This is a genomic window from Nocardia sp. NPDC051570, from assembly GCF_044454005.1.
Taxonomy (GTDB): Bacteria; Actinomycetota; Actinomycetes; order Mycobacteriales; family Mycobacteriaceae; genus Nocardia.
This window is the reverse complement of the sequence record NZ_JBITDI010000008.1, coordinates 55028-76781: the sequence shown is the minus strand read 5'-3', so window position 1 is coordinate 76781 and position 21754 is coordinate 55028. Positions and strand designations below refer to the sequence as shown.

At 69.0% G+C, this 21754-nt stretch carries 23 protein-coding genes and 1 pseudogene; 13 read left to right on the top strand and 11 right to left on the bottom strand.

What is annotated here, in order from left to right; all coding sequences use genetic code 11:
• The first annotated feature begins 24 nt into the window (after nt 1–24).
• Nucleotides 25–765, top strand: coding sequence for an SDR family NAD(P)-dependent oxidoreductase (locus ACIA76_RS21300; RefSeq protein ID WP_397153576.1), 741 nt, complete (start codon nt 25–27; stop codon nt 763–765).
• A 3-nt stretch (nt 766–768) separates the two neighbouring features.
• Here ACIA76_RS21300 and ACIA76_RS21295 read toward each other — a convergent pair whose 3' ends face one another.
• Entirely contained in the window at nt 769–1578 is an 810-nt protein-coding gene (locus ACIA76_RS21295; RefSeq protein ID WP_397153575.1) for an AraC family transcriptional regulator, read from the bottom strand.
• Nucleotides 1579–1633: 55 nt separating this feature from the next.
• Here ACIA76_RS21295 and ACIA76_RS21290 point away from each other — a divergent pair, with 55 nt between their 5' ends.
• Nucleotides 1634–2200 (top strand): class I SAM-dependent methyltransferase, encoded by a 567-nt coding sequence (locus ACIA76_RS21290; protein WP_397153574.1) that lies wholly within the window; start codon nt 1634–1636, stop codon nt 2198–2200.
• A 223-nt stretch (nt 2201–2423) separates the two neighbouring features.
• Here ACIA76_RS21290 and ACIA76_RS21285 read toward each other — a convergent pair whose 3' ends face one another.
• A complete protein-coding gene (locus tag ACIA76_RS21285; RefSeq protein ID WP_397153573.1) occupies nt 2424–2981 on the bottom strand; it encodes a hypothetical protein in 558 nt (185 codons plus the stop codon).
• Between the two features lies 1 nt (nt 2982).
• Nucleotides 2983–4638 (bottom strand): DEAD/DEAH box helicase, encoded by a 1656-nt coding sequence (locus ACIA76_RS21280; protein ID WP_397153856.1) that lies wholly within the window; start codon nt 4636–4638, stop codon nt 2983–2985.
• Between the two features lie 327 nt (nt 4639–4965).
• Between ACIA76_RS21280 and ACIA76_RS21275 the strand changes: the two genes are divergently transcribed.
• Nucleotides 4966–5709, top strand: coding sequence for a TetR/AcrR family transcriptional regulator (locus ACIA76_RS21275; protein ID WP_397153572.1), 744 nt, complete (start codon nt 4966–4968; stop codon nt 5707–5709).
• Nucleotides 5710–5794: 85 nt separating this feature from the next.
• Here the strand turns inward: ACIA76_RS21275 and ACIA76_RS21270 are convergent, their stop codons facing one another.
• Nucleotides 5795–5989, bottom strand: a complete 195-nt coding sequence (locus tag ACIA76_RS21270; RefSeq protein ID WP_397153571.1) for a hypothetical protein — start codon at nt 5987–5989, stop codon at nt 5795–5797.
• Nucleotides 5990–6342: 353 nt separating this feature from the next.
• Here ACIA76_RS21270 and ACIA76_RS21265 point away from each other — a divergent pair, with 353 nt between their 5' ends.
• The 4 genes from ACIA76_RS21265 to ACIA76_RS21250 all read left to right on the top strand — a co-directional run bounded on the left by ACIA76_RS21265 (nt 6343) and on the right by ACIA76_RS21250 (nt 8807).
• Nucleotides 6343–6723, top strand: a complete 381-nt coding sequence (locus ACIA76_RS21265) for a DUF952 domain-containing protein (RefSeq protein WP_397153570.1) — start codon at nt 6343–6345, stop codon at nt 6721–6723.
• Between the two features lie 14 nt (nt 6724–6737).
• Nucleotides 6738–7220 (top strand): cation:proton antiporter regulatory subunit, encoded by a 483-nt coding sequence (locus ACIA76_RS21260; protein WP_397153569.1) that lies wholly within the window; start codon nt 6738–6740, stop codon nt 7218–7220.
• 4 nt (nt 7221–7224) lie between these two features.
• Entirely contained in the window at nt 7225–8442 is a 1218-nt protein-coding gene (locus tag ACIA76_RS21255) for a cation:proton antiporter (protein WP_397153568.1), read from the top strand.
• Nucleotides 8443–8603: 161 nt separating this feature from the next.
• A complete protein-coding gene (locus ACIA76_RS21250) occupies nt 8604–8807 on the top strand; it encodes a TetR/AcrR family transcriptional regulator C-terminal ligand-binding domain-containing protein (RefSeq protein WP_397153567.1) in 204 nt (67 codons plus the stop codon).
• 39 nt (nt 8808–8846) lie between these two features.
• Here ACIA76_RS21250 and ACIA76_RS21245 read toward each other — a convergent pair whose 3' ends face one another.
• A complete protein-coding gene (locus ACIA76_RS21245; protein ID WP_397153566.1) occupies nt 8847–9623 on the bottom strand; it encodes a rhomboid-like protein in 777 nt (258 codons plus the stop codon).
• Between the two features lie 273 nt (nt 9624–9896).
• Between ACIA76_RS21245 and ACIA76_RS21240 the strand changes: the two genes are divergently transcribed.
• Together ACIA76_RS21240 and eutC are read left to right on the top strand one after the other, a co-directional pair.
• A complete protein-coding gene (locus tag ACIA76_RS21240) occupies nt 9897–11309 on the top strand; it encodes an ethanolamine ammonia-lyase subunit EutB (protein WP_397153565.1) in 1413 nt (470 codons plus the stop codon).
• Nucleotides 11306–12079, top strand: coding sequence for an ethanolamine ammonia-lyase subunit EutC (gene eutC / locus ACIA76_RS21235; protein ID WP_397153564.1), 774 nt, complete (start codon nt 11306–11308; stop codon nt 12077–12079). The genes ACIA76_RS21240 and eutC overlap by 4 nt, the downstream gene beginning before the upstream one ends.
• 6 nt (nt 12080–12085) lie before the next feature.
• Here eutC and ACIA76_RS21230 read toward each other — a convergent pair whose 3' ends face one another.
• The 4 genes and pseudogenes from ACIA76_RS21230 to ppgK all read right to left on the bottom strand — a co-directional run bounded on the left by ACIA76_RS21230 (nt 12086) and on the right by ppgK (nt 17066).
• Nucleotides 12086–13681 (bottom strand): Na+/H+ antiporter, encoded by a 1596-nt coding sequence (locus ACIA76_RS21230; RefSeq protein WP_397153563.1) that lies wholly within the window; start codon nt 13679–13681, stop codon nt 12086–12088.
• 58 nt (nt 13682–13739) lie between these two features.
• A complete protein-coding gene (locus ACIA76_RS21225; RefSeq protein WP_397153562.1) occupies nt 13740–14579 on the bottom strand; it encodes a family 16 glycosylhydrolase in 840 nt (279 codons plus the stop codon).
• Nucleotides 14580–14714: 135 nt separating this feature from the next.
• Nucleotides 14715–16139 (bottom strand): annotated as a pseudogene (locus ACIA76_RS21220) (RNA polymerase sigma factor); the annotation flags it as partial.
• A 168-nt stretch (nt 16140–16307) separates the two neighbouring features.
• Entirely contained in the window at nt 16308–17066 is a 759-nt protein-coding gene (gene ppgK / locus ACIA76_RS21215; RefSeq protein WP_397153561.1) for a polyphosphate--glucose phosphotransferase, read from the bottom strand.
• Nucleotides 17067–17207: 141 nt separating this feature from the next.
• On the opposite strand from ppgK, the gene ACIA76_RS21210 reads away from it, so the two are divergent.
• Nucleotides 17208–18149, top strand: coding sequence for an inositol monophosphatase family protein (locus ACIA76_RS21210; RefSeq protein WP_397153560.1), 942 nt, complete (start codon nt 17208–17210; stop codon nt 18147–18149).
• On the opposite strand, the gene cei is transcribed toward ACIA76_RS21210, so the two are convergent.
• Nucleotides 18146–18826 carry an envelope integrity protein Cei gene (gene cei, locus ACIA76_RS21205; RefSeq protein WP_397153559.1) on the bottom strand — a complete coding sequence of 227 codons (681 nt, stop codon included), beginning with the start codon at nt 18824–18826 and terminating at the stop codon, nt 18146–18148. The genes ACIA76_RS21210 and cei overlap by 4 nt on opposite strands.
• 446 nt (nt 18827–19272) lie before the next feature.
• Between cei and ACIA76_RS21200 the strand changes: the two genes are divergently transcribed.
• Entirely contained in the window at nt 19273–19575 is a 303-nt protein-coding gene (locus tag ACIA76_RS21200) for a DUF4193 domain-containing protein (protein WP_397153558.1), read from the top strand.
• Between the two features lie 132 nt (nt 19576–19707).
• Here the strand turns inward: ACIA76_RS21200 and ACIA76_RS21195 are convergent, their stop codons facing one another.
• Nucleotides 19708–20181, bottom strand: a complete 474-nt coding sequence (locus ACIA76_RS21195) for a DUF3093 domain-containing protein (protein WP_397153855.1) — start codon at nt 20179–20181, stop codon at nt 19708–19710.
• 79 nt (nt 20182–20260) lie between these two features.
• Between ACIA76_RS21195 and dut the strand changes: the two genes are divergently transcribed.
• Together dut and ACIA76_RS21185 are read left to right on the top strand one after the other, a co-directional pair.
• Nucleotides 20261–20755, top strand: a complete 495-nt coding sequence (gene dut / locus ACIA76_RS21190) for a dUTP diphosphatase (protein WP_397153557.1) — start codon at nt 20261–20263, stop codon at nt 20753–20755.
• Between the two features lie 2 nt (nt 20756–20757).
• Entirely contained in the window at nt 20758–21636 is an 879-nt protein-coding gene (locus ACIA76_RS21185; RefSeq protein ID WP_397153854.1) for a DUF3710 domain-containing protein, read from the top strand.
• The last annotated feature ends 118 nt before the right edge of the window (nt 21637–21754 follow it).

Sequence of the window (21754 nt, the reverse complement as noted above, 5' to 3'; positions counted from 1 at the left end):
CGACACATAATTGAGGAGAATCCGATGAGCGACCTGAGCGGAACCGTGGCCCTGGTGACCGGTGGCAGCCGGGGGATCGGGGCGGCCATCGCGCGCGAATTGGCCGCTGCCGGTGCGGATGTGGCGGTGACCTATCGCGACGATGCGGCGGGCGCGCGGAAGGTGGTGGCCGAGATCGAGGCGCACGGCCGCCGCGGGCTGGCCGTCCGGGCCGACAGCGCCGACGCCGCCCAGGTCACCGGGGCCGTGCATCGCGTGGCCGAGGAGCTGGGCCGGTTGGACACGCTGGTCAACAATGCGGGCATCTTCCCGGCCAAGCCGTTCGAGGAGTTCACCGTCGCCGAGATCGATGAGGCCCTGAACATCCACGCGCGGGCGGCATTCGTGGCCGCGCAGGCGGCCGTCTCGCATATGCCGCACGGCGGCCGGATCGTCAGCATCGGCTCGAATCTGTCCGAGCGCGCGATCTTCGGCGGTATCGCGCTGTACAACCTGAGCAAATCGGCGCTCAACGGTTTCACCCGGGCGCTGGCCCGCGAGCTGGGTCCGCGCGGCATCACCGTGAATCTGGTGCAGCCGGGTTCGACCGATACGGATATGAATCCGGCGAGCGGTGACCATGCGGCGCAACAACTTCAGTTCAACGCGCTCGGCCGTTACGGCAGCCCGGACGATATCGCCGCCGCGGTCACCTTCCTGGCATCGCCTGCCGGGCGCAGCATCACGGGCGCCACGCTCACCGTCGACGGCGGTACCAACTCCTGATCCTCAGCGCGCGAAGTATCGCCCGGGTGAGATCCCGACGGCGCGCCGGAATGCCGCCACATAGGCGCTCGCCGTGCCGTAGCCGACCCGATCGGCGATCCGGTTCATCGGCAGGCCCGCGGCCAGCAGCGGCAGCGAGGCCGCCAGCCGGATCTGGGTTCGCCACTGCCCGAAGGTGATTCCGGTCTCGGCGAGGAATATCCGTGCCAGCGTCCGCGGGCTCGCGGCGGCCGCCGGGGCGAACTGTTCGAGCGTGCGATCGTCGGCCGGATCGCGCAGCAGCGCCTCGGCGACCACCCGGGCCCGCGGATCGGCGGGCGTCGGGGCGCCGACCGGAATCACCTCGACGGGTTCGAGCAGATCGAAGACGACCGTTTCGGCCCGGCTACGGCGATCGGTTGCGACGCCGGGGGTTTCGATGGGCTCGGCCCGATCACCCGGGGGCATGCTGCCGGTGGTCAGATGATCGAACAGTTCGTGCAGCAGCCGGTCCACGCGCAGCAGGGTGGGGTCGGGGAAGGCGATCGGGCAGCGGTCGGGCTCGATGAAGATGCCGCGCATATCCGCACCCGCGGAGGTGCCGGTGCGGTGCGGCCTGCCGCCCGGGATCCAGAGCGCGCGGGTCGGCGGCAGCACCCAGGTTCCGCCGTCGATCTCGACGGTGAGGACTCCCTGTGAGGCCCAGACGATTTGATGTTGCGGGTGCCGGTGCGCGTCGAACCAGAGACCCGCGGGGAGCGTGCCCGCCCCCAGCACCATCGCGGTCGGCCCGGTCGTCGCGGCAACCAGCGGCGGTTGACCGTTCGGCGACATGATGTGTCAGCGTAGCGTCTCGTCGATCCGCGCGGGGGTTCCTAACGTCGTGACCATGACGATGAATCTTGTGCACCGCTGGCTCTGCGGCTCCGCGCACTGGGAGAAGACCAGCGCCACCCGCATCGTGCCCTGGGCCCTCGAGGGCGTCGACCTCGGCGACGCCACGCTGGAGGTCGGCCCCGGTTACGGCGCCAATGTCCGCACCCTGCGCGGGCGGACCACCGAACTGTCCGGCGTCGAGATCGATCCGGCCCTGGCGGCCCGGCTGCGCACCCGCCATGCCGATCGCCTGCGCGTGATCGAGGGCGACGGCGCGGCAATGCCACTGCCGGACCACGAATTCAGCGCCGTGGTCACCTTCACCATGCTGCACCACGTACCCACACCCACCCAACAGGACGCCGTCTTCGCCGAGGCCTTCCGAGTCCTTCGCCCCGGCGGCGTCTTCGCGGGCAGCGACGGCATGGACAGCCTCAGCTTCCGCCTGGTCCACCTGGGCGACACCTACAACCCGATCCCCCACACCGCTCTCCCCGCCCGCCTCACCGCCGCCGGTTTCACCGACATCCACGTCGAAACCGGCACCGGCAGCTTCCGCTTCAGCGCCCGCCACCCGTAACCCCGTCGCCCGGCCTGGCGGCCGGGCGACGGGGACATGGGGCCAGCGCAGGCCGGGAACCCCAGCGCCCCAGCGCCCCAGCGCCCCAGCGCCCCAGCGCCCCAGCGCCCCAGCGCCCCAGCGCCCCAGCGCCCCAGCGCCCCAGCGCCCCAGCGCCCCAACGACATTGGTCGTCCCTCTGTTCCCCGCCGCACAGCGCGGAGCGATGTGCGGCGGGGATTGGCTATCCGGTGGGGATTGCGAAATACGTTGTGGGGTCCAGGGAGTCGAGGGAGGTCCAGCGTGGGGGCGGGGTGTGGGGGTCGGATTCTTCGGTGAGGGTGCGGTGGTAGCCCTGGAGATCCAGTGCTAGCCAGGGGTTTTCGTCTACCTGGCGGGCCAGGGTGTAGCAGGTGGCCAGGTAATGGAGGCAGCGGGGGGTGCGAGCGGAGCAGGAGCAGTCGGTAGTGGTTATTCGTGGGGCGATGGTGAGGCCTGCGGTGGTGAGGGTGTTGTGCAGGGTGTCGGTGAGTTCGACTGTGGGGGCGGGGATGTGGGCCGCGATGGCGGATATGGCCGGGCGGGGGATGGGGGTGATTTCCAGGTAGGTCACCGAGGCCTGGTTGCCGCGTTGGAGGTGCGCGCGGACGCCGGTGTTGTCGTATTCGAGGGTGACGCCGCCGTGGCGGGCGATGCTGCGGGCGCGGGGGAGTAGCGGTTCGGGACGGGTGAGGCTGAGCGGTTCGGCCAGGCGCACCCAGTCCATGCCCCAGCGGGTGTAGCCGAATTCGTTGTCGGCCATGTCAATTGCCTCGCTTCCGGCGCAGGACCCCGAGCAGCTGGTCGTCGTTCAGGCGGGCCAGGGCGGCGGCGATATTCGCCTCGGCACCCTCGAGATCCGCGAGCGCGGATTTGCGCTCGTGCATCGCGGCGATATGTTCCTCGACGGTGGTGCCGGTCGTGAGGGTGGTGATGGTGACCGGGCGGGTCTGACCGATCCGGTGGGCGCGGTCGGAGGCCTGGGCCTCCACGGCCGGATTCCACCAGCGATCGAAATGGATCACATCGGCCGCCCGGGTCAGGGTCAGGCCGGTGCCCGCCGCGCGCAGGCTCAGCACCAGAATCGTTGGGCCGTCGGGGGATTGGAACCGAGTGACGATCTCGCCGCGCTCGGCGGCATCCAGTCCGCCGTGGAAGAACGGCGCCCGCACCCCGAACCGCTCGGCGCAGTGTCGCACCAGCAGTTCGCCGGTGCGGCGGTACTGCGTGAAGATCAAGGTGGGCGAATCCGATTCGAGGTTGTTGGCCAGGATGTCGAAGCAGACATCGAACTTGCCGGAGCGCCCGGGCAATTCGTCCAGTTCGCCATCGATCAGGCCCGGATGATTGCAGATCTGCTTGAGCCCGGTCAGCGCCGCCAGCACCCGGCTGTGCCGCTGGGCCCCGGCGCCGAAACCCGCCTCTTCGGCGCGGGCGAGCAGTTCGTCGTAGCGCCGCTGCTGCTCGTCGGTGAGATCGCAGATCAGATCGCAGTGGATCTTCGGCGGTAGCGCCGCGGCCACCTGAATCTTCTTGCGGCCCAGGACGATCGGCTCCAGGGTATCGCGCAGGCGCACCACGGCCTGATACGAGCCCTCGTGGATCGGCCGCACGAAACGCCGGCGGAACTGCGTCTTGTGCGCGAACGACCGGGGGACGACGAGATTCAGCAACGCCCACAGCTCGTCGAGATGATTCTCCACCGGCGTGCCGGTCAATGCCACCCGGGCCGCCGCGGGAATCGCCCGGGCCGCCCGCGCCACCTGCGTGCGCGGATTCTTGAGCATCTGCGCCTCGTCGAAAACGACCGTCGCCCACTCGGTCTCGGCCAGCGCCTCGCCGTGTCCGCGCAGGGTCGGATAGCCGGTGACCACGATCGTGCCCGCCTCGGCCGCGAGGTCACCGCCGCGCCAGGCGATCGGCCGCAGCTCCGGGGCGAAACGCTCGATCTCGTGCACCCAGTTGCCGATCAGTGAAGTCGGGCAGATCACCAACTGCGGCCCGAGCGGCGCGCGGCCGAGGAGATATCCGATGGCCTGCACGGTCTTTCCGAGCCCCATCTCATCGGCCAGGATCGCGCCGCCGTGCGCCGCGGTCGTCTCCCGCAACCAGGCGATCCCGCGCGCCTGATACGGCCGCAGCTCGGCCTTCAAACCCAGCCGCAACTCCGCCGCGACGGCCTGGGCCTCGGTACAGGCCCGCACGGCCCGTTCGGCCGAAACGATCGCGCTCCCGGCCGCATTGGGCACCGCATGCCCGGCAGTCGGAAGCCGCGCGGGTTCGAGCTCACCCGCGAGCGCGCGCCGCCAGGCATCCACCGATGCGCCGGGCCGTTCGAACTCCCACGCCGCCAGCCGATCCGGCTCGGCCAGCACGCAGGCCACGGGCGCGACCGTGAACCCGCCGCCCGCCGCGGGCACGACGAGTTCGATGAATTCCGCCCCGGCATCGTCCGCCTCTCGGTCAAGGCCCGGGCGGACGCGCGGTGTCGGGTCGGGATCGTCGGCCCCTCGTTCGAAGTTCGGCCGGGCCTGCGATGTCGGGTCGATGTCCCCGTCTCGGTCGGGGTCCGGCGGGTCGTGTGGCGCCGGGCCGGGGCCGTGGCCGGACCAGGTCCAGAGCGCGAACTGGTGGCGGTCGGGCAGATAGGTGGCATGAGTGATCAGAGCGGGCCCTCCCCATTTGTCGTACAGCGTACGTAGTAACGTAACTTCGTACACTGTACCGATATTCCCGCGGGAGGGCCTGTGGCCGGTGACACATCCGATGAGCAGGCCGAACGTCTGCTGACGCTGCTGTGGCGAGAGGTCGTGCCGCCGCGGGCGGGGGTGCGCGGGCCCAAACAGGCGGTCAGCGTCGACGACGTCGTGCGGGCGGGCATCGCCTTGGCGGATCGGGACGGCTACGACAAGGTGTCCATCCGCGCGGTGGCCGCCGAACTGCGGCTCGGGCCGATGAGCCTGTATACCTATGTGCCCAGCAAGGATGCGCTGATCATGCTCATGGTCGACGCGGTCGCCGCCGAGGACGCGCCCATCGATGCCGCACTGCCCGCCCGGGAGCGAATGGCCGCCATCGCGCGCGGCGTGCGCGCCGAACTGCTGGCGCATCCCTGGCTGCTCGAGGTGCCGCCGTGGCGACAGCTGTTGGGACCCGGACGATTACGGCGCTATGAGCGGCAGCTGGCCGCGCTGGAGGGGCTCGGGCTCTCGGATGTGGAGATGGATCGGGTGATCGCGGCCCTGTCGGAATTCGCGACCGGCAATGCGCGCATGGCGGTGGCGGCCCGGCGCAGTGCGGCCCAGATGAGCGACGTGCGATGGTGGGAGCTGTACGGCCCGTTGCTGACTCGGCTCATGCCCGCCGAGCAGTTCCCCCTGTCGGGCCGGGTCGGCACCGCGGTCGGGGAGCTCTATCAGGCGCCGGGCGATCCGGACGGCGGCTTCGACTACGGCCTGGCCCGGCTGCTCGACGGCATCGCCGCCGGATAACGCGAGGCGGGCGGCCTCCGAAGGGCCGCCCGCCGTGGGTTGTTCAATTGACGGATTAACTTGTCGAGCGGACGTAAGGAGCTGATTACAGCGCCGGTGCCGACTCCGTGTCGATCACGGCCTCGAGTTCGCGCAGGCGCGACATGTGCTCATTGGCGTGATGCTGGCAGAAGAGCAACTCGCCACCGGCGGGAAGGGTTGCGCGGACCCGCGCAGCCGCCCCGCAACGGTCGCAACGGTCGACCGCGGTCAGTGGGGTGCTAGTCAGTGTTCCTGGCATGACTCCTCCGTCCTGGCTCCCGGCGCAGAAAGCCGGTTCGCCTGGGTGTGGGGCCCACGGTCCCCCCGTGGGCTCGCTACCGCTACTTCCCAGCAGTGGCAATGACTACTTTGTCAGACGTTCGGGACGGGGGCTTTGTTCCCGGAGATGTTTCTTTGTGTCATCCCTAACATGACCAGGCATTTCGCCAAGGGCGAACAGCATGGGTTGCTCGGGTGTTCTGTGAGGTCCACCTCCGTGAACGAGCCGATCCAGTTGTCTTGTCGGCAGATTACCCCGGCCTGCCGACACTCACACTCCGGTTTGGGCAAACTTCGAGGCCACGAGCCTGTGATGTACGTTATGGTCGAGCCATGGCCGCCGCAGACGACCGAATTGCCAAGGCGCGCATGCTGGTTCACATGTGCACCCGTGACGAATGGGAAGCCGCACGTCGGGCGGGGGAACGCCGGGCGCCGTCACTGGAAACAGAGGGCTTCATCCACCTGTCCGGACCGGGTCAGGTCCACCTGCCGGCGAATCGGTTGTTCGCTGGTAGCGAAGATCTTGTTCTGCTGTGGCTGAACCCCGATCGGCTGCCCGCGCCGGTGCGCTGGGAGCCCGGCGTGCCCACCGATCCGGCGGCGATGCTGTTTCCGCATCTGTACGGCCCGATACCGCTGGCCGCGGTCGTCGAGGTCACCGACTATCGACCCGGCCCCGACGGCGCGTTTCCGGAGATTTCGGGCATCTGACCTAGGGTGGAGATGTGAACGTCGACGTGACAGCGCTGCCCGGCATAGGGGTACGCAAGGACTTCGAGGCCCGATCCGGTCGCCGGATCGGCGTCGTCGCCCACCGCGACGGCGGCATCGACCTCATCATTTCCAAGGCCGACGACCCGGACGCCTGCGCCGTCCAGGTCCCGTTGACCACCGATGAGGCGGCGGTGCTGGCGAATCTGCTCGGGGCGCCGCAGCTGGTGGAGAAGCTCAACGCCGAGCACCGCGATATGCCGGGCATCGTGACCCGGCAGCTCCCGATCGGCGAATCCTCGCCGTATCAGGGCCGGGCGCTGGGCGAGACCCGGATGCGGACCCGGACCAAGGCCTCGATCGTGGCGGTCATGCGGGCCGGACAGGTATCCCCCTCGCCGGGACCGGATTTCGTGCTCGCGGCGGGCGATCTACTCGTGATGGTCGGCACCCCGAACGGATTGGACGCCGCGCTCGAGATCCTGACCGACGGGTGACGAGGTGCCCTCGACCGCGCTAGCGCTCGTCCAACTCGGTGGCATCCTGTTCGCCTTGGGAGTGTTGGGGCGGGTGGCCCAGCGGTTCGGAATGTCGCCGATTCCGCTCTACCTGCTCGGCGGGCTGGCCTTCGGGCGCGGTGGCGTGATGGAGCTGGAGTCGGCCGTCGAATTCGGCCATGTGGCCGGCGAAATCGGTGTGGTCCTGCTGCTTCTGCTGCTCGGGCTCGAGTACACCGCGCCCGAACTCATGACCGGACTGCGGCGATCGTGGCCGGCCGGCATCCTCGACATCGTCGCCAACGCGACCCCGGGCGTGGTGGTGGCGCTGCTGCTGGGCTGGGGCCCGACCGGCGCGGTCACCATGGGCGGGGTCACCTACATCTCGTCCTCGGGGATCGTGGCGAAGGTGCTCGATGATCTTGGGCGCCTGGGTAACCGGGAGACGCCGGTGGTGCTGTCGATCCTGGTGTTCGAGGATCTGGCGATGGCGGTGTATCTGCCGATTCTCACGACCATGCTGGCCGGGATCGGGTACATGGCCGGGCTGCGCTCGCTGGCGATCGCGCTGCTGGCGATCACGTGTGTCCTGGTGATCGCGCTGCGCTACGGGCGCTATGTGTCGGCGATCGTGGACAGCGCCGATCGAGAGGTGTTCCTGCTCAAGCTGCTCGGCGCGGCGTTGCTGGTGGCGGGGGTGGCCTCGGCGCTGAACGTGTCCGCGGCCGTCGGCGCGTTCCTGCTCGGCATCGCGATCTCCGGATCGACCGCACAGAACGCGGCCAAACTGCTCGAACCGCTGCGAGATCTGTTCGCGGCCATCTTCTTCGTGGCCTTCGGCCTGAACACCGATCCGCATTCGATCCCGCCCGTGCTGGGCTGGGCGGTGCTGCTGGCGGTCGTGACCACGCTGACCAAGATCGGCACCGGCTGGTGGGCCGCCCATCGGCAGGGCATCCGCCGCCTGGGCAGCGCCCGCGCCGGGGCCGCGCTGGTGGCCCGCGGCGAATTCTCGATCGTCATTGCGGGCCTTGCGGTGTCGGTCGGCGCGGTCACCGGCGATCTGGCCGCCCTCGCCTCGGCCTATGTGCTGCTGATGGCCGTCCTGGGCCCGATCGCCGCCCGCCTGGTCGAACCCGTGGTCCACCTGTTCGGGCGCCGCGCGGTGCCCGTCGCGATCGAATCCGCCAGCGGTGCAGCGGCGGCCACGCGCGAGCCCTGAATTCGCCTCACCACGGGACGATCTCGCCGTGGCGATCCAGAAACCGCAGGCCGGGGGCGCCGGCCTGCGCTTCGAGGACGTCGACGACGGCCGGGATGCTCTCCCGAGGGTCGAGGGGTGCGTCGGGTCCGCCGAGCCGGGTCCGATTGTGGCCGGGGTCGATGAGCAGCCCGCGCCGCGCGCAGGAACGCGGCCTGCTCGCGCGCGGTATCGAGGCGAAAGAGGTCTCGCCCAGGCTTGGTCTCGACGCCACGATCGAGGCTCTGGTCGGCCCGATCGTCTACTGCGTCCTGACGGGGTCGAGCATTCCCCGCGATCTGCTGGACACCCTGTTCGACGACCTGCTCGGGCCGCGCTCGGACTGAACCTCCGGATATGCCTGCGGGCGTTCGCCTTTCGCGCCGCTACGCGGTGTGGTCGGCTGGGGTTTCGTGGGTGCCGGGGGAATGGTCGCGCAGGCGCTCCAGCCAGCGGGCGGAGGCGACGGCGATGGCCCCGGTGAGCAGGCCGATCACGACGCCGGTGAGATGGCCGTAATCGGTGAAGGTGCGCCCGCGCCAGGCGCCCAGGGTGTACCAGCCCAGCAGAGCGCCCATCCAGAGCAGGCGGGCCGGGCCGCGCAGATGGTAGGCCAGGGCCGCCAGGACGGCCGAAAAGCCGTAGGAGGCACCGACGTCGGCGGCGACGGTCACCTTCAGCGGGATCAGGCCGCGGTCGACGGCATGCGAGATACCGGTCACCACGATCAGCGTCGAGGCCACGTGGCCGACGGCGAAGACCATGATCCAGCGCACCGTGCCCAGCCAGCGCTCGGCGAAGGCCATCAGGACCAGGAAGCCGAGGATGGTCGTCCACGGGAAGCCGCCCTCGGTCCAGAACGCCGACGCCACCAGCACCTGCACCGGATCGCGGCGCATATTGTGCAGATTCGTCGACGCCGACAGGATCAGCCGATGCCCGGCGAAATCGCTGATGCCGCGCAGCGTCCACCACGTCACGAACAGCGTGAACGCGTACGCGCAGCTGGCGGGCGCGCCCGCCAGCTGGTCGTGGACCACCCGCAGCGCCCGGTGCCAGCGCGCGGGACGGCCCCACCACGTCCGCACCGTGCGCAGTCCGTCCTCGAGGTCGATCGTGCGGGTCCAGGGGGATCGGTAGAAATTCAGCACGGAAGCACCCACGCCGGTAAGTCTCGCCCGTCCGCGTCGGCCGCGCTTGCCGACGCGCCCTGAAACCGCTACCGCCTCGGCCCGCGCACGCCGTGTCGTACGCAACACACCGGCCGGCGCATATGGCGAGCGTCGCTGGTCACAGGGATGTTCGGCGCCCGCGCCGCGGAGGGATGCTGGGTGGGCGGCCGCCTCGGGACATCTACCCGCAACATTCGCCAACCGGGCGGCAACATTGACCGATCACAATCGGCAGCCTGCGGTCGTGTGGTGGAGGAGGACTGGATGACGGTGTATCGGCAGCGATCGGGCAACACCACCTACACCTTCGACGGGCTGGTGGAACTGCTGGCCAAGGCGACCCCGCGGCGCAGTGGCGACGAATTGGCCGGATGCGCGGCCGAATCCGATGCCGAACGGGCGGCCGCCCAGTGGGCGCTGGCCGAGGTGCCGCTGCCGGTATTCCTGAACGAGCTCGTGGTGCCCTATGAGACCGATGAGGTCACCCGGCTGATCATCGACACCCACGATCGCGCGGCCTTCGCGCCGGTATCGCATCTGACGGTCGGCGGGCTGCGGGATTGGCTGCTCGCGGCGAGTGCGCGCGCCGACGCCGGTGCGACGCTGGCCGCGGTGTCACCGGGTCTCACCCCGGAGATGGTGGCCGCGGTCAGCAAACTGATGCGCAATCAGGACCTGATCGCCGTCGCGCGGGCCGTGCGGGTGCGGGCCGGATTCCGGACCACGATCGGCGCGCCCGGCACGCTGACGACCCGGCTGCAACCCAATCACCCCACCGACGATCCACGCGGTATCGCCGCCGCGATGCTCGACGGGCTGCTGCTGGGCTGTGGCGACGCGGTGATCGGCATCAATCCCGCGACCGATTCCCCCAGGGCCACAGCGGATCTGCTGTATCTGCTCGACGAGGTGCGCACCCGCTTCGACATTCCCACCCAGTCCTGTGTGCTCACGCATGTCACCACGACGCTCGAGCTGATCGAATCCGGGGCGCCGGTGGATCTGGTCTTCCAATCGATCGCGGGTACCGAGGGCGCCAATTCCGGCTTCGGCGTGAACATTTCGCTACTCCGCGAGGCCGATGCGGCGGGCCGCTCGCTGCGGCGCGGCACGGTCGGCGACAACGTCATGTACTTCGAGACCGGTCAGGGCTCGGCACTGAGCGCGGGGGCCCATCTGGGCGTCGGCGGGCGGCCGGTCGATCAGCAGACCCTGGAGACCCGCGCGTATGCCGTTGCGCGCGAATTCGATCCGCTGCTGGTGAATACGGTGGTCGGCTTCATCGGTCCGGAGTATCTCTACGACGGTAAGCAGATCATCCGCGCGGGCCTGGAGGATCACTTCTGCGGCAAGCTGCTCGGACTGCCGATGGGCGTCGACGTCTGCTACACCAATCACGCCGAGGCCGATTCCGACGATATGGACGCCTTGTTGACGTTGCTGGGTGCGGCGGGTGTGGCCTTCGTCATCGCGGTGCCGGGCGCCGACGACGTCATGCTCGGCTATCAGAGCCTGAGCTTCCATGACGCGCTGTACGCGCGAAAGGTGTTGGGGCTCGGGCCCGCCCCGGAATTCGCGGCCTGGCTCGATCGCCTCGGAATGCTGGACGCGAGCGGCCGCATCCGCGAGGTCGAGCCGCTGTCCTCGCCGCTGCGCGCGCTGGCGGGTGCGCGATGAGCGAGTTCTGGGACGAGCTGCGCCGCAGCACCCAGGCGCGGATCGGGCTCGGGCGGGCGGGGGATGCGCTGCCCACCGGGCGGGTCCTGGAATTCCGGGCCGCACATGCCGCAGCGCGCGATGCGGTCCATACGCCGCTGGCGGTCGACGAATTCGCCGCGCGGGTCGCGCGGGTGGGGCTGGGCACGCCGACCCGGGTGCGCAGCCGAGCCGCGGATCGGTCGGAGTATCTGCGCCGACCCGATCTGGGTCGGCTTCCGGAAACCGGTGCCGGACAGGGGTTCTCGGAGCTGTCGGCCACGGGCGCCGATATCGGCTTCGTGCTGGCCGACGGACTGTCGCCCCGGGCGCTGCACGATCACGGGGTAGCCATGCTCGCGGCATTGAAAGAGGAACTGGGACAGGAGTTTCGGCTCGCACCGCCGGTGATCGCGACCCAGGCTCGCGTCGCGCTGGGCGACCATATCGGCCGAGCCCTCGGCGTCACAACGGTGTTGATGCTCATCGGGGAGCGGCCCGGCCTGTCGGTGGCCGACAGTCTCGGCATCTATCTCACCCATCGGCCGCAACCCGGCCGCGCCGACGCCGACCGCAACTGCGTCTCCAATATCCATCCGCCCGAGGGCCTCGGCTATGCGGCGGCGGCCAAGGTCGCGGCGGGACTGATCGTCGGGGCCCGCAGACTCGGGCGCTCCGGGGTCGAGCTGAAGGACACCTCCGATCGGGCCGCACTGCCCGGGGACGGTGCGCCCGTCCTGGATGTGGGCTGAGTTCGCTCAGAACAGTTGTCCGGGCCGCAGATCCAGTCGGCGCATCACCCGGTCCACCAGATCCGGTGGCATTCCGGGTTCGCGGCGGGCGGCGAGGGCCTCGGCGCGCCCGGCGTCGAGGACCTCATCGCTGACGGCGCGCATGCTCTTGGTGAAGCGCATATTGCGTTCGAATGCCTTGTCGTCCTCGGTCTCCGACTGCTGCGCCGCCTCCGGATCGGCGCGGGCGAGGCGGCGTTCGACGCCCTCACGCAGCCGCGAATAGACCTCCTCGGGCATATCCTCCCGATTCGCGATCTGTTCCAGCCGAACGAGTTCCGCGCGGAAGATCCGAGTCCACAAGCGGCGCTCCAGGATTCGCTCCAGCTCGGTATCGGCCTGCACACGGGTGATCCGCACCACCAGCGGCAGGGTCGGACCTTGCAGCAGCAATGTGAACAACACCACGGCAAAGGCGATGAACAGCACCCGATCCCGGCCCGGGAACGGCGCGCCGGTGTCGGTGGTGAACGGCACGGCCAAGGCCAGCGCGACGGTGACCACCCCGCGCATACCCGCCCACCAGGTGACCACCGTCTCGCGCCAGGTGCGGGGTTCGTCGGTATCGCCGCGGCTGAGGAATCGCCGGGCCAATGCGGTCGTGGGCAACAGCCACAGCAGTCGCAGTCCCACGACCACCGCGATCACGGCCGCGGTCCCGCCCAGCAGGCGCGGCCATCCTGGCCCGGCCGCATCGAGCACGGTCGTCAGTTCCAATCCGATCAGCCCGAACGCCACGCCGGTGACCAGTAGATCGATTACCTCCCACACCGAATCGCCGACGACGCGGTAGGCGCTGTCGCTGAAATCCGTTGCGGCGTCGACCAGATAGAGCGCACAGATGAGCACGGCCAGCACCGCCGATCCGTGCCAGTACTCGGCCAGTCCGTAGGCGGCGAACGGCAGCAGCAGACCCAGCGCCACCTGCCAGGTCGCCTGCTCCAGCGTGCGCATGAACCGGCTGCCCGCCCAGCCCAGCGCCACGCCGACCACGATCGCGACCACGGCCGAGACCAGGAATTCGCCCACCGCGTGCCATGCGGAGAAGCGGCCCGTCACGACGGCCTGCACCCCGATGTTGTAGAGCACGACCGCGGTCACATCGTTGAACAGGCCCTCACCCTCGAGCGCGGATACCAATCGGCGCGGCAGCCCGAGCCGCCCGGCCAGCGCGCTCACCGCGACCGGATCCGGCGGGGCGACCACCGCGCCCAGTGCGAACGCCGCCCCCAGCGGCACATCCGGATACCAGATATGAAAGACGGCGGCCACCGCCGCGGCCGTCGCGATCACCAATCCGACCGCCCGCAACAGAATCGGCCAGGCATTGGCCGCGAACTGCTGCCACGAGGTCCGTCGCGCCGAGGCATACAGCAGCGGCGGCAATACCAGCGGCAGAATCAGTTCCGGCTCGATATCGACGCTCGGTACCGCCGGAATCACGGCCAGAATCAGCCCGAACACCGTCATGAGCACCGCGGGCGCCAACCCGAGCCGCCGGCTCAACGGCTGCGCCACGATGGTCGCGAAGGCCAACAAGGCGATCAATACCAACTGGTCCACAACCGACCAGTCTGGTGGGGGTGGGTCGCGGTGTCATCGACCGGGGCGGCGAGTCACCTCATTCGACGAAGCGGTATACGCGGACGTGGTCGACCGCCAACCGCGCCGGGAAGGCGGTGTCGTCGCCGGGCGGACCGGGCCAGCCGCCGCCGACGGCCAGATTCAGCAGCAGATAGAAGGGATGGTCGAAGATCCACTGCCGCCCGCCCTGCATCGAGCCTCTGAGAACCGTGAGATAGCGGTTGTCATCGATCCACCAATCGATCCGGTCCGGTGTCCATTCGACGGCGTAGGTGTGGAACGCATCGGCCAGTCGTTGTCCGTCGGCCAGCCGAAAGCTGTCGGTGATGCCGGGATCGACGAATCCGGGCCCATGCGCCGAGCCGTGTATGGTGCCCGGATCGTCCCCGACGGACTCCATCACATCGATCTCACCGTTGCCCGGCCACGGATGAGCCTCGATATCCGCCCCCATCATCCAGAAGGCGGGCCACAGCCCCGTCCCCGAGGGAATCCGCATGCGCGCCTCGAAACGACCGTAGCGCTGGTCGAACCTCCCGAGGGTGGTGATGCGCCCGGAAGTGACATCACAGGGCCCATGAGGACACGGCGACATTCCCGGCAACCGCTCGCGCCGTGCCGAGATCTCCAGATGTCCCCGGCCGTCGAGCGATACGTTCTCGGGCCGATCGGTGTAGTACTGCCATTCCTCGTTGCCCCACTGCGGTTCTCCGCCACGATCGAAGACCCACTTGGTGGGATCGGGACCGCGCCCGGCCGGGCCGTCGAATTCGTCGGACCAACGGAGCTCCCACCGCCCCGGAGGAGCGGATTCTCCGGAGGCACAGCCGGCCACCACGCCCGCGACGATCACGAGCCCGGTGGCGAACAAGGACATTCGAAACATGCGAGCATCCTGACCGCAACCCCATGAGGAATCCGTGAGCTCCGGCGCCACGGTTCCGAATGCGAGGTGCCCCAGAATGATTCGAGCCGCGAAGCACAGGCTTCGCGGCTCGAATCGTTGTCGAACTCAGTCCAGATAGTCGCGCAGGACCTGCGAGCGGCTCGGGTGGCGGAGCTTGCTCATGGTCTTGGACTCGATCTGGCGGATGCGTTCGCGGGTGACGCCGTAGACCTGGCCGATCTCGTCGAGGGTGCGGGGCTGGCCGTCGGTGAGGCCGAACCGCAGCCGCACGACGCCCGCCTCGCGCTCGGACAGCGTCTCCAGGACCGACTGCAGCTGATCCTGCAGCAGGGTGAAGCTGACCGCGTCGACCGCGACGACGGCCTCGGAGTCTTCGATGAAATCGCCGAGCTGCGAATCGCCTTCGTCGCCGATGGTCTGGTCCAGGGAGATGGGCTCACGCGCGTACTGCTGGATCTCCAGCACCTTCTCCGGCGTGATGTCCATTTCCTTGGCGAGCTCCTCGGGGGTGGGCTCGCGGCCCAGATCCTGCAGGAGTTCGCGCTGGATGCGACCCAGCTTGTTGATGACCTCGACCATATGCACCGGAATGCGGATGGTGCGGGCCTGGTCGGCCATCGCGCGGGTGATGGCCTGACGGATCCACCACGTCGCGTAGGTCGAGAACTTGTAGCCCTTGGTGTAGTCGAACTTCTCGACCGCGCGGATCAGACCGAGGTTGCCTTCCTGGATCAGGTCCAGGAACGCCATGCCGCGGCCGGTGTAGCGCTTGGCCAGCGATACCACCAGGCGCAGGTTCGCCTCGAGCAGATGGTTCTTGGCGCGGTTGCCGTCGCGCATGATCCAGTTCAGATCGCGGCGCACCTGCACGGGCAGCTTCTCGCCCTTGTCGGTGAGCTCGCGGAACTTCTCGGTGGCGTAGAGCCCGGCCTCGATGCGCTTGGCGAGCTCGACCTCCTCCTCCGCGTTGAGCAGCGCGACCTTGCCGATCTGCTTGAGATAGGCGCGGACCGAGTCGGCCGAGGCGGTGAGCTCGGCGTCCTTGCGGGCCTGGCGCAGTGCCTCGGACTCTTCCTCGTCCCAGACGAAATCGCCGGAGGCCTTGTCCTTCTCCGTGGGCTCGTCGGCCTCCTCGGTGGTCTCCTCGTCCTCGACGACGACCTCCTCGACGAGTTCGACCTCGTCGGTCAGGTCGTCCTCGGGGACATCGATCTCGATGTCGTCGAGATCCAACGACTCGTCGTCGACGGTCTCTTCGACCTCGCCCTCGGCGCCCGGTGCCTTCTTGGCGGCGCCTTTCTTGGCCGGGGCCTTCTTGGCGGCGGCCTTGGCACCCACCTTCTTCGCGGGAGCCTTCTTCGCGGCGACCTTCTTGGCCGGCGCCTTCTTCGCGACAGCCTTCTTGACCGGCCGTGCTGCGGTAAGGCTTTCTGCGGAGTCGGCGGCTTCGGCCGATTCGGCGGTCTGTCGGGTATTCGTGGCTACCACGTACGCCCTTTCGTGACGGTCTCGTGCGGCGTCACGCCAGAGTCAAACTTCCGGCGGAGCGGTTCTGTCGGGGGTCATCCGGCTCTCGTGCCGGTGTCGGTTCCGGCCTACCGCCGGTCATGCGTTCCATTGTAACGACCGAAACGGAATGCTCGTGCCTACACCTCGCTGGTGACGCGAGCATTCTCGAATGGTAGGCGCCGCGCGGGGTCAGGGCGTGAGTCCGGAATCGACCGCCATGGCGGCCCCGACGATGCCCGCGGTATTGCGCAGATGGGCCGCCACCACCGGAGTTCTGTTGCCCAGCAACGGGATCCAGTGCTCGGCGTCGCGGCTGATGCCGCCGCCGGCGACGATGACATCGGGCCAGACCAGATTCTCGAGGGTTACCAGCACCTTGGTGACCTCCGCGGCCCACTGCTTGTAGGACAGGTCCTTTCGCTCCTTCACCGAGGAGGCGGCGCGGTGTTCGGCTTCTTTGCCTTTCACCTCGATGTGGCCGAATTCGGTGTTGGGCACCAGCGTGCCGTGATAGAGCAGCGCCGAGCCGATGCCGGTGCCGAAGGTCAGCAGCATGACCAGACCCTGGACGTGGCGCGCCGCGCCGAATCGGTCCTCCGCCATGCCGGCCGCGTCGGCGTCGTTGAGCACCACCACCTCGCGCCCGCCCAGCGTGAGGGAGAACAGCTTGGCGGCATCGGTGTCGATCCAGCTCTTATCGATGTTGGCGGCGGTGCGGACGGTGCCGCTGACCACCACGCTGGGCATCGTGATGCCCACCGGACCGTCCCAGTCGGCCTGGGCCACCAGCTTGGCGACGGTCTCGGCGACCGCGCTCGGGGTGGACGGATGCGGTGTGGCGATCTTGATGCGGTCGTGGACGAGGTCGCCGGTGGTCAGGTCCACCAGGGCGCCCTTGACGCCGCTACCCCCGATATCGATTCCGAATGCTGGTCCCCGAGCGGACATTGAAACTCCTCGTTCCCTGAGGTGCCGAGCGAAACAAGTGCGCGCGGCACGATACACGTCGTTGTGTGATGGGCTGCGCGACGAATCGATCTGTGTCGTGCACGACAAGCCTAATGCGCGGCCCGGGGGATCTGTGCTGCGATGGACGTCGTGCCCGAATCGAACCATTCAGTCCCTGCCGCCGCCCCCGACTCCGGCCCTGCCGCCGCGTCACCGTTGTCACCGTTCGATCCCGCCGAAGTCGCCGAATTGCGCCGTATCGCAATCCATCTCGCGCAGACCGCCGCCGCGCATGTGCGTACCCGCCGCCCCGAGGTGTTCGGGGCCGCCCGCGCGGTGGACGCGGTGCGGTCCAAGAGCACGCCGACCGATCCCGTCACCATCGTCGACACCGAGACCGAACAGCTGATCCGCCGCCTGCTCAGTGAGCTGCGGCCCGGCGATCACGTGCTGGGCGAGGAGGGCGGGGGCAGCCTCGACGAGAGCGGCGAGGAGATCGTCTGGGTGGTCGATCCGATCGACGGGACCGTGAACTTCATGTACGGCATTCCGGCGTACTCGGTTTCGGTGGCCGCCATGCGTGCGGGCCGTTCGCTGGCCGGGGCCGTGGTGGACGTCGCGCGCTCGGTGACCTACAGCGCCGGACTCGGTGCGGGCGCGCAGCGTGGCGAACCGGACGGTACGTCGATCGCCTTGCGCTGCAACGAGGTCGACGCACTGGGCATGACCCTGCTCGCCACCGGCTTCGGCTACGGCTCGGCCCGCCGCGCCCGGCAGGGCCGTCTGATCGCGGAGGTGCTGCCGTGTGTGCGTGACATTCGTCGCGTCGGCTCGGCGGCCCTGGATCTGTGCATGGTCGCCTCGGGTCAGGTCGACGCGCACTACGAGCACGGCCTCAACACCTGGGACTGGGCGGCCGGTGCGCTGATCGCCGCCGAGGCGGGCGCCCGGCTGGTCCTGCCGCCGCCGGGGTCGGTGAGCAAGACCGGAGAGCTGGTCGTGGCCGTCGCGCCCGGTATCGCCGACGATCTGCTCGGACTGTTCGATCGCCTCGGCGTGTCGGAGGCGATTCCGGAGAACTAGCAGTGCCCCTTGCGTGCCGCGTCGAGGAGGCTGGAGTCGATGGCCGGGCCGCCCGGGGCCGGGCTCTTGAGGGCCTTGAGGACCTCCTCGGCGTCGGTACCGGGGTGGACGTCGTTGCCGAACAGCGAGCCCAGGGCCAGATCGACCGAGTCGTCGGTGCGCTGATCCTCGATCAGCTCGGCGCAGGGCGCGATCAGCTGGACCGAGGCCGCGGCGGGGCGGCCGTTGACCCCGAAACGGATCTGACCGGTGCATTCGAGGTCGCCGTTGACGTACACGGGATCGTTGGCGTACACCGGCGCGGGCGGGCTGGCAAATCCGTAGTCGCTCAGCCGGGAGGCGATGTGCTCGGCCAGGCCGCGCTGGCCCGACGCGTTGTAGATGCGCACCCGGGACTGGGCCAGCGGGGCGGGCTCGACATCGTGCAGCCGGGAGGAGGACACCCGCTGACCCAGCGGCACGGGCTGCTGCGGCGCGTTGGGGTCCTGCACGGCGGTCGGGGGGTTACATGCCATCGCGGCATGGCTCTTACCCTCGGTCGTCAGGGCCTTGATCCACACGATCGCGCAGATCAGAGCCAGAATCGCGACCAGGGCGACCCAGGGCTGGTAGCGGCGGCGCAGGAACGGCCGCCCCTTGTCGTCGACCGCGCTACCTTCGGTGATCAGTGAAACCACATGGACACCTTAGGTGTTGATCGGCCCCGATCGCGCATGCGGACATCCGACGTGCCGGATGCGCGCCGGGTATCGCCCTGGTAACGATTCGCTGGACGATCGGGCACGGAATGGTCCACGAGTGGCCCTCGGGATGACGATTACCTGTCGGTTTCGGATCGCTTGTGTTTTGATTGCGACTTTTGCCCCGCCGTCCGCTATTGTCTGGCGGCCCGATTCGAATCGTCTGATGGGAATCAGCAGATCGTTTTCGGGAACAACCAGGGCGTGCCCTGCGTTGTCCGAGCGCGATCCGGTAAGGATCCCTGAGATCCAGCCCGGTCGGCGACCGGTGTACACGTGACGTACACCACGGCGGGGCGGCGCTCGCCGAGCCGGTTCCAGTCGGGAATCGGCAAGGAGGGGCCGGTCCGGGATATACGGAGTAAGGACGAGGGGAAGACGACATGGCAACCGACTATGACGCACCGAGGCGCACTGAATCCGACGAGGTGTCGGAAGACTCGCTGGAGGAGCTGAAGGCTCGTCGCAACGAGGCCGCGTCCGCCGTCGTGGATATCGACGAATCCGATACCGCGGAGTCGTTCGAGCTTCCTGGCGCGGACCTGTCCGAAGAAGTGCTGTCGGTTCGGGTGATCCCGAAACAGGCCGACGAGTTCACCTGCTCCAGCTGCTTCCTTGTTCATCACCGCAGCCGACTCGCCACCGAGGCGGGCGGCCAGATGATCTGCATGGACTGCGCGGCCTGAGGGCCGGAGCACCTTCTGTAACGGGTTATTTCGTCAGCCCGCGCTCGGTACGCCGAGCGCGGACAAGACCCGTTCGGTCTCGACTCAGCCTGTCGAAGACCGGGCGCGGTCAGTGGACCCGTTCGGTCTCTGTCAGAGACCGAGCGCGGTCAGGATCCGTTCGGGTCGACGCGTACTGACCAGCCAGTACGGCGTCGGGTCGTCCGGATCGTCGAGTACGAGTAGAACCATGGGCCCGATCCAGGGTCGATGCTGGACATAGGCGGCGGGGTCGAGCTGGCGGCCCAGCGCCGCGCTCTTGGCACTGGTGGGGACCGTTGTCGCCCGGGCCACATACGTTACCGGCAGATGCGCCCGGTCCGCCCGCAATTCGAGGGTGCCCGCGGCATCCCGGATCACTTCCACGCGATGGCGGCTCATCCACGCCAGGGCCCACACCGGGATCGGGAACAGCAGCACATACGGCAGCCAGGCCCGAATTCCGGGCGCTCCCATATGGATCTCGGCGGCGAGCAGTCCGGTGATGGCCAGGCCGATGGGCCACCACCACAGCGGCACCCACAGGCGCTCGGAGTAGACGGGGACGGTGGATTCGGTGGGCTTCATCCTCACCTGACGGGACTGGTCGGACACGACATCAGACTAGGTCAGTGCTCGGGGAGGTGAACGCGTAGGCTCGCCCTACGTGACCGGTATTCCACCCATATCCCTGCTGCGGCTCGATCCCGGCATCCCCGTGCCCACCCGTGCACACCCGGGCGACGCGGGCGTGGACCTGTGCACCACCGAGGACGTCATCCTGGAGCCGGGGGAGCGGGTGCTCGTGGGCACCGGCATCGCCGTCGCGCTCCCGGTCGGCACGGTGGGCCTGATCCATCCGCGCTCCGGCCTCGCGGCCAAGACCGGCCTGTCGATCGTCAACACGCCCGGCACGGTCGATGCCGGATACCGGGGCGAGATCAAGGTATGCCTGATCAATCACGATCCTCGCACCCCTATCGAGTTGCGGCGCGGCGACCGGATTGCGCAATTGCTGGTGCAGCGGGTGGAACTGGTCGATTTCATAGAGGTCGATCGGCTCGACGACACATCGCGTGGCGCAGGCGGTTACGGGTCCAGCGGTGGACACGCCAGCCTGACCACGCCGTCGGGGGCAGGTCCGGTCGGCAAGGAGGCATGACGATGTTCGGACGGAAGAAGCAATCCGGAGACGACGATCGTCGCGGGCACTACGACGAGTACGCCCGCGACGACGAGTACGACGAGGCCGATTATCGGGAAGCGGAGTACGAGCAGCCGCGCTACGAGCCCGATCAGGGGCGCCGGGGCTATGACGACGCGCCCGCCGGGGGCGGCCCGCGCAGCGGACCCTACGACTACGAGGACGTCGCCGATCTGGTCGGCAACGTCGCCGATCAGCGCCTGGATCTCGGCTCGGTGATCCTGCCGGTGCCGCCGGGCGGTCAGCTGCAGGTCGAGATGACTCCCGACGGGACGCCGCAGGCGGTGCACCTGGCCACCCAGCACGGGCGGCTCACGGTGGCCGCCTACGCCGCGCCCAAGTCGCCGGGTCAATGGCGTTCGGTCGCGGCCGATCTCGCCGATTCGCTGCGCGCGGACGGGGCGCAGGTCTCGATCCAGAACGGTCCGTGGGGCAGGGAGCTGCACGCGGTCACCGAGGGCGCGGATCTGCGCTTCATCGGTATCGACGGCTACCGCTGGATGCTGCGGCTGGTCGCCGCGGGCCCGAGCGGTGCGGCCGACGAGGGTCAGCCGCTGGTGAATGCCGCGCGCTCGATCCTCACCGAGACCATCGTGCGCCGCGGCGACGAACCGCTGCCGGTGCGCGAGCCGCTGCCCGTGGTCCTGCCGCAGGAACTGGCCGATCAGCTCATCGCGGCACATCAGCAGCAGATGCAGGCCCAGCAGGAGGCGCTGGCGGCCCAGGCGGCCGCGGCCCAGGCGCACGCCACCGGCCAGTTCCCCGTGGTCCCACCGGAACAGCAGGGGCCGCGCCGCGGCGCGGAGGGCTCGGCCATGCAACAGCTGCGCCGGAACTGAGCGATCCCCGCACCGCCCGCTGGGCGGACGGTGCGGGGAACCAGGGGTCGGCGCGGTGCGGACGGTGCGGGGAACCAGGGGTCGGCGCGGTGCGGACGGTGCGGGGAACCAGGGGTCG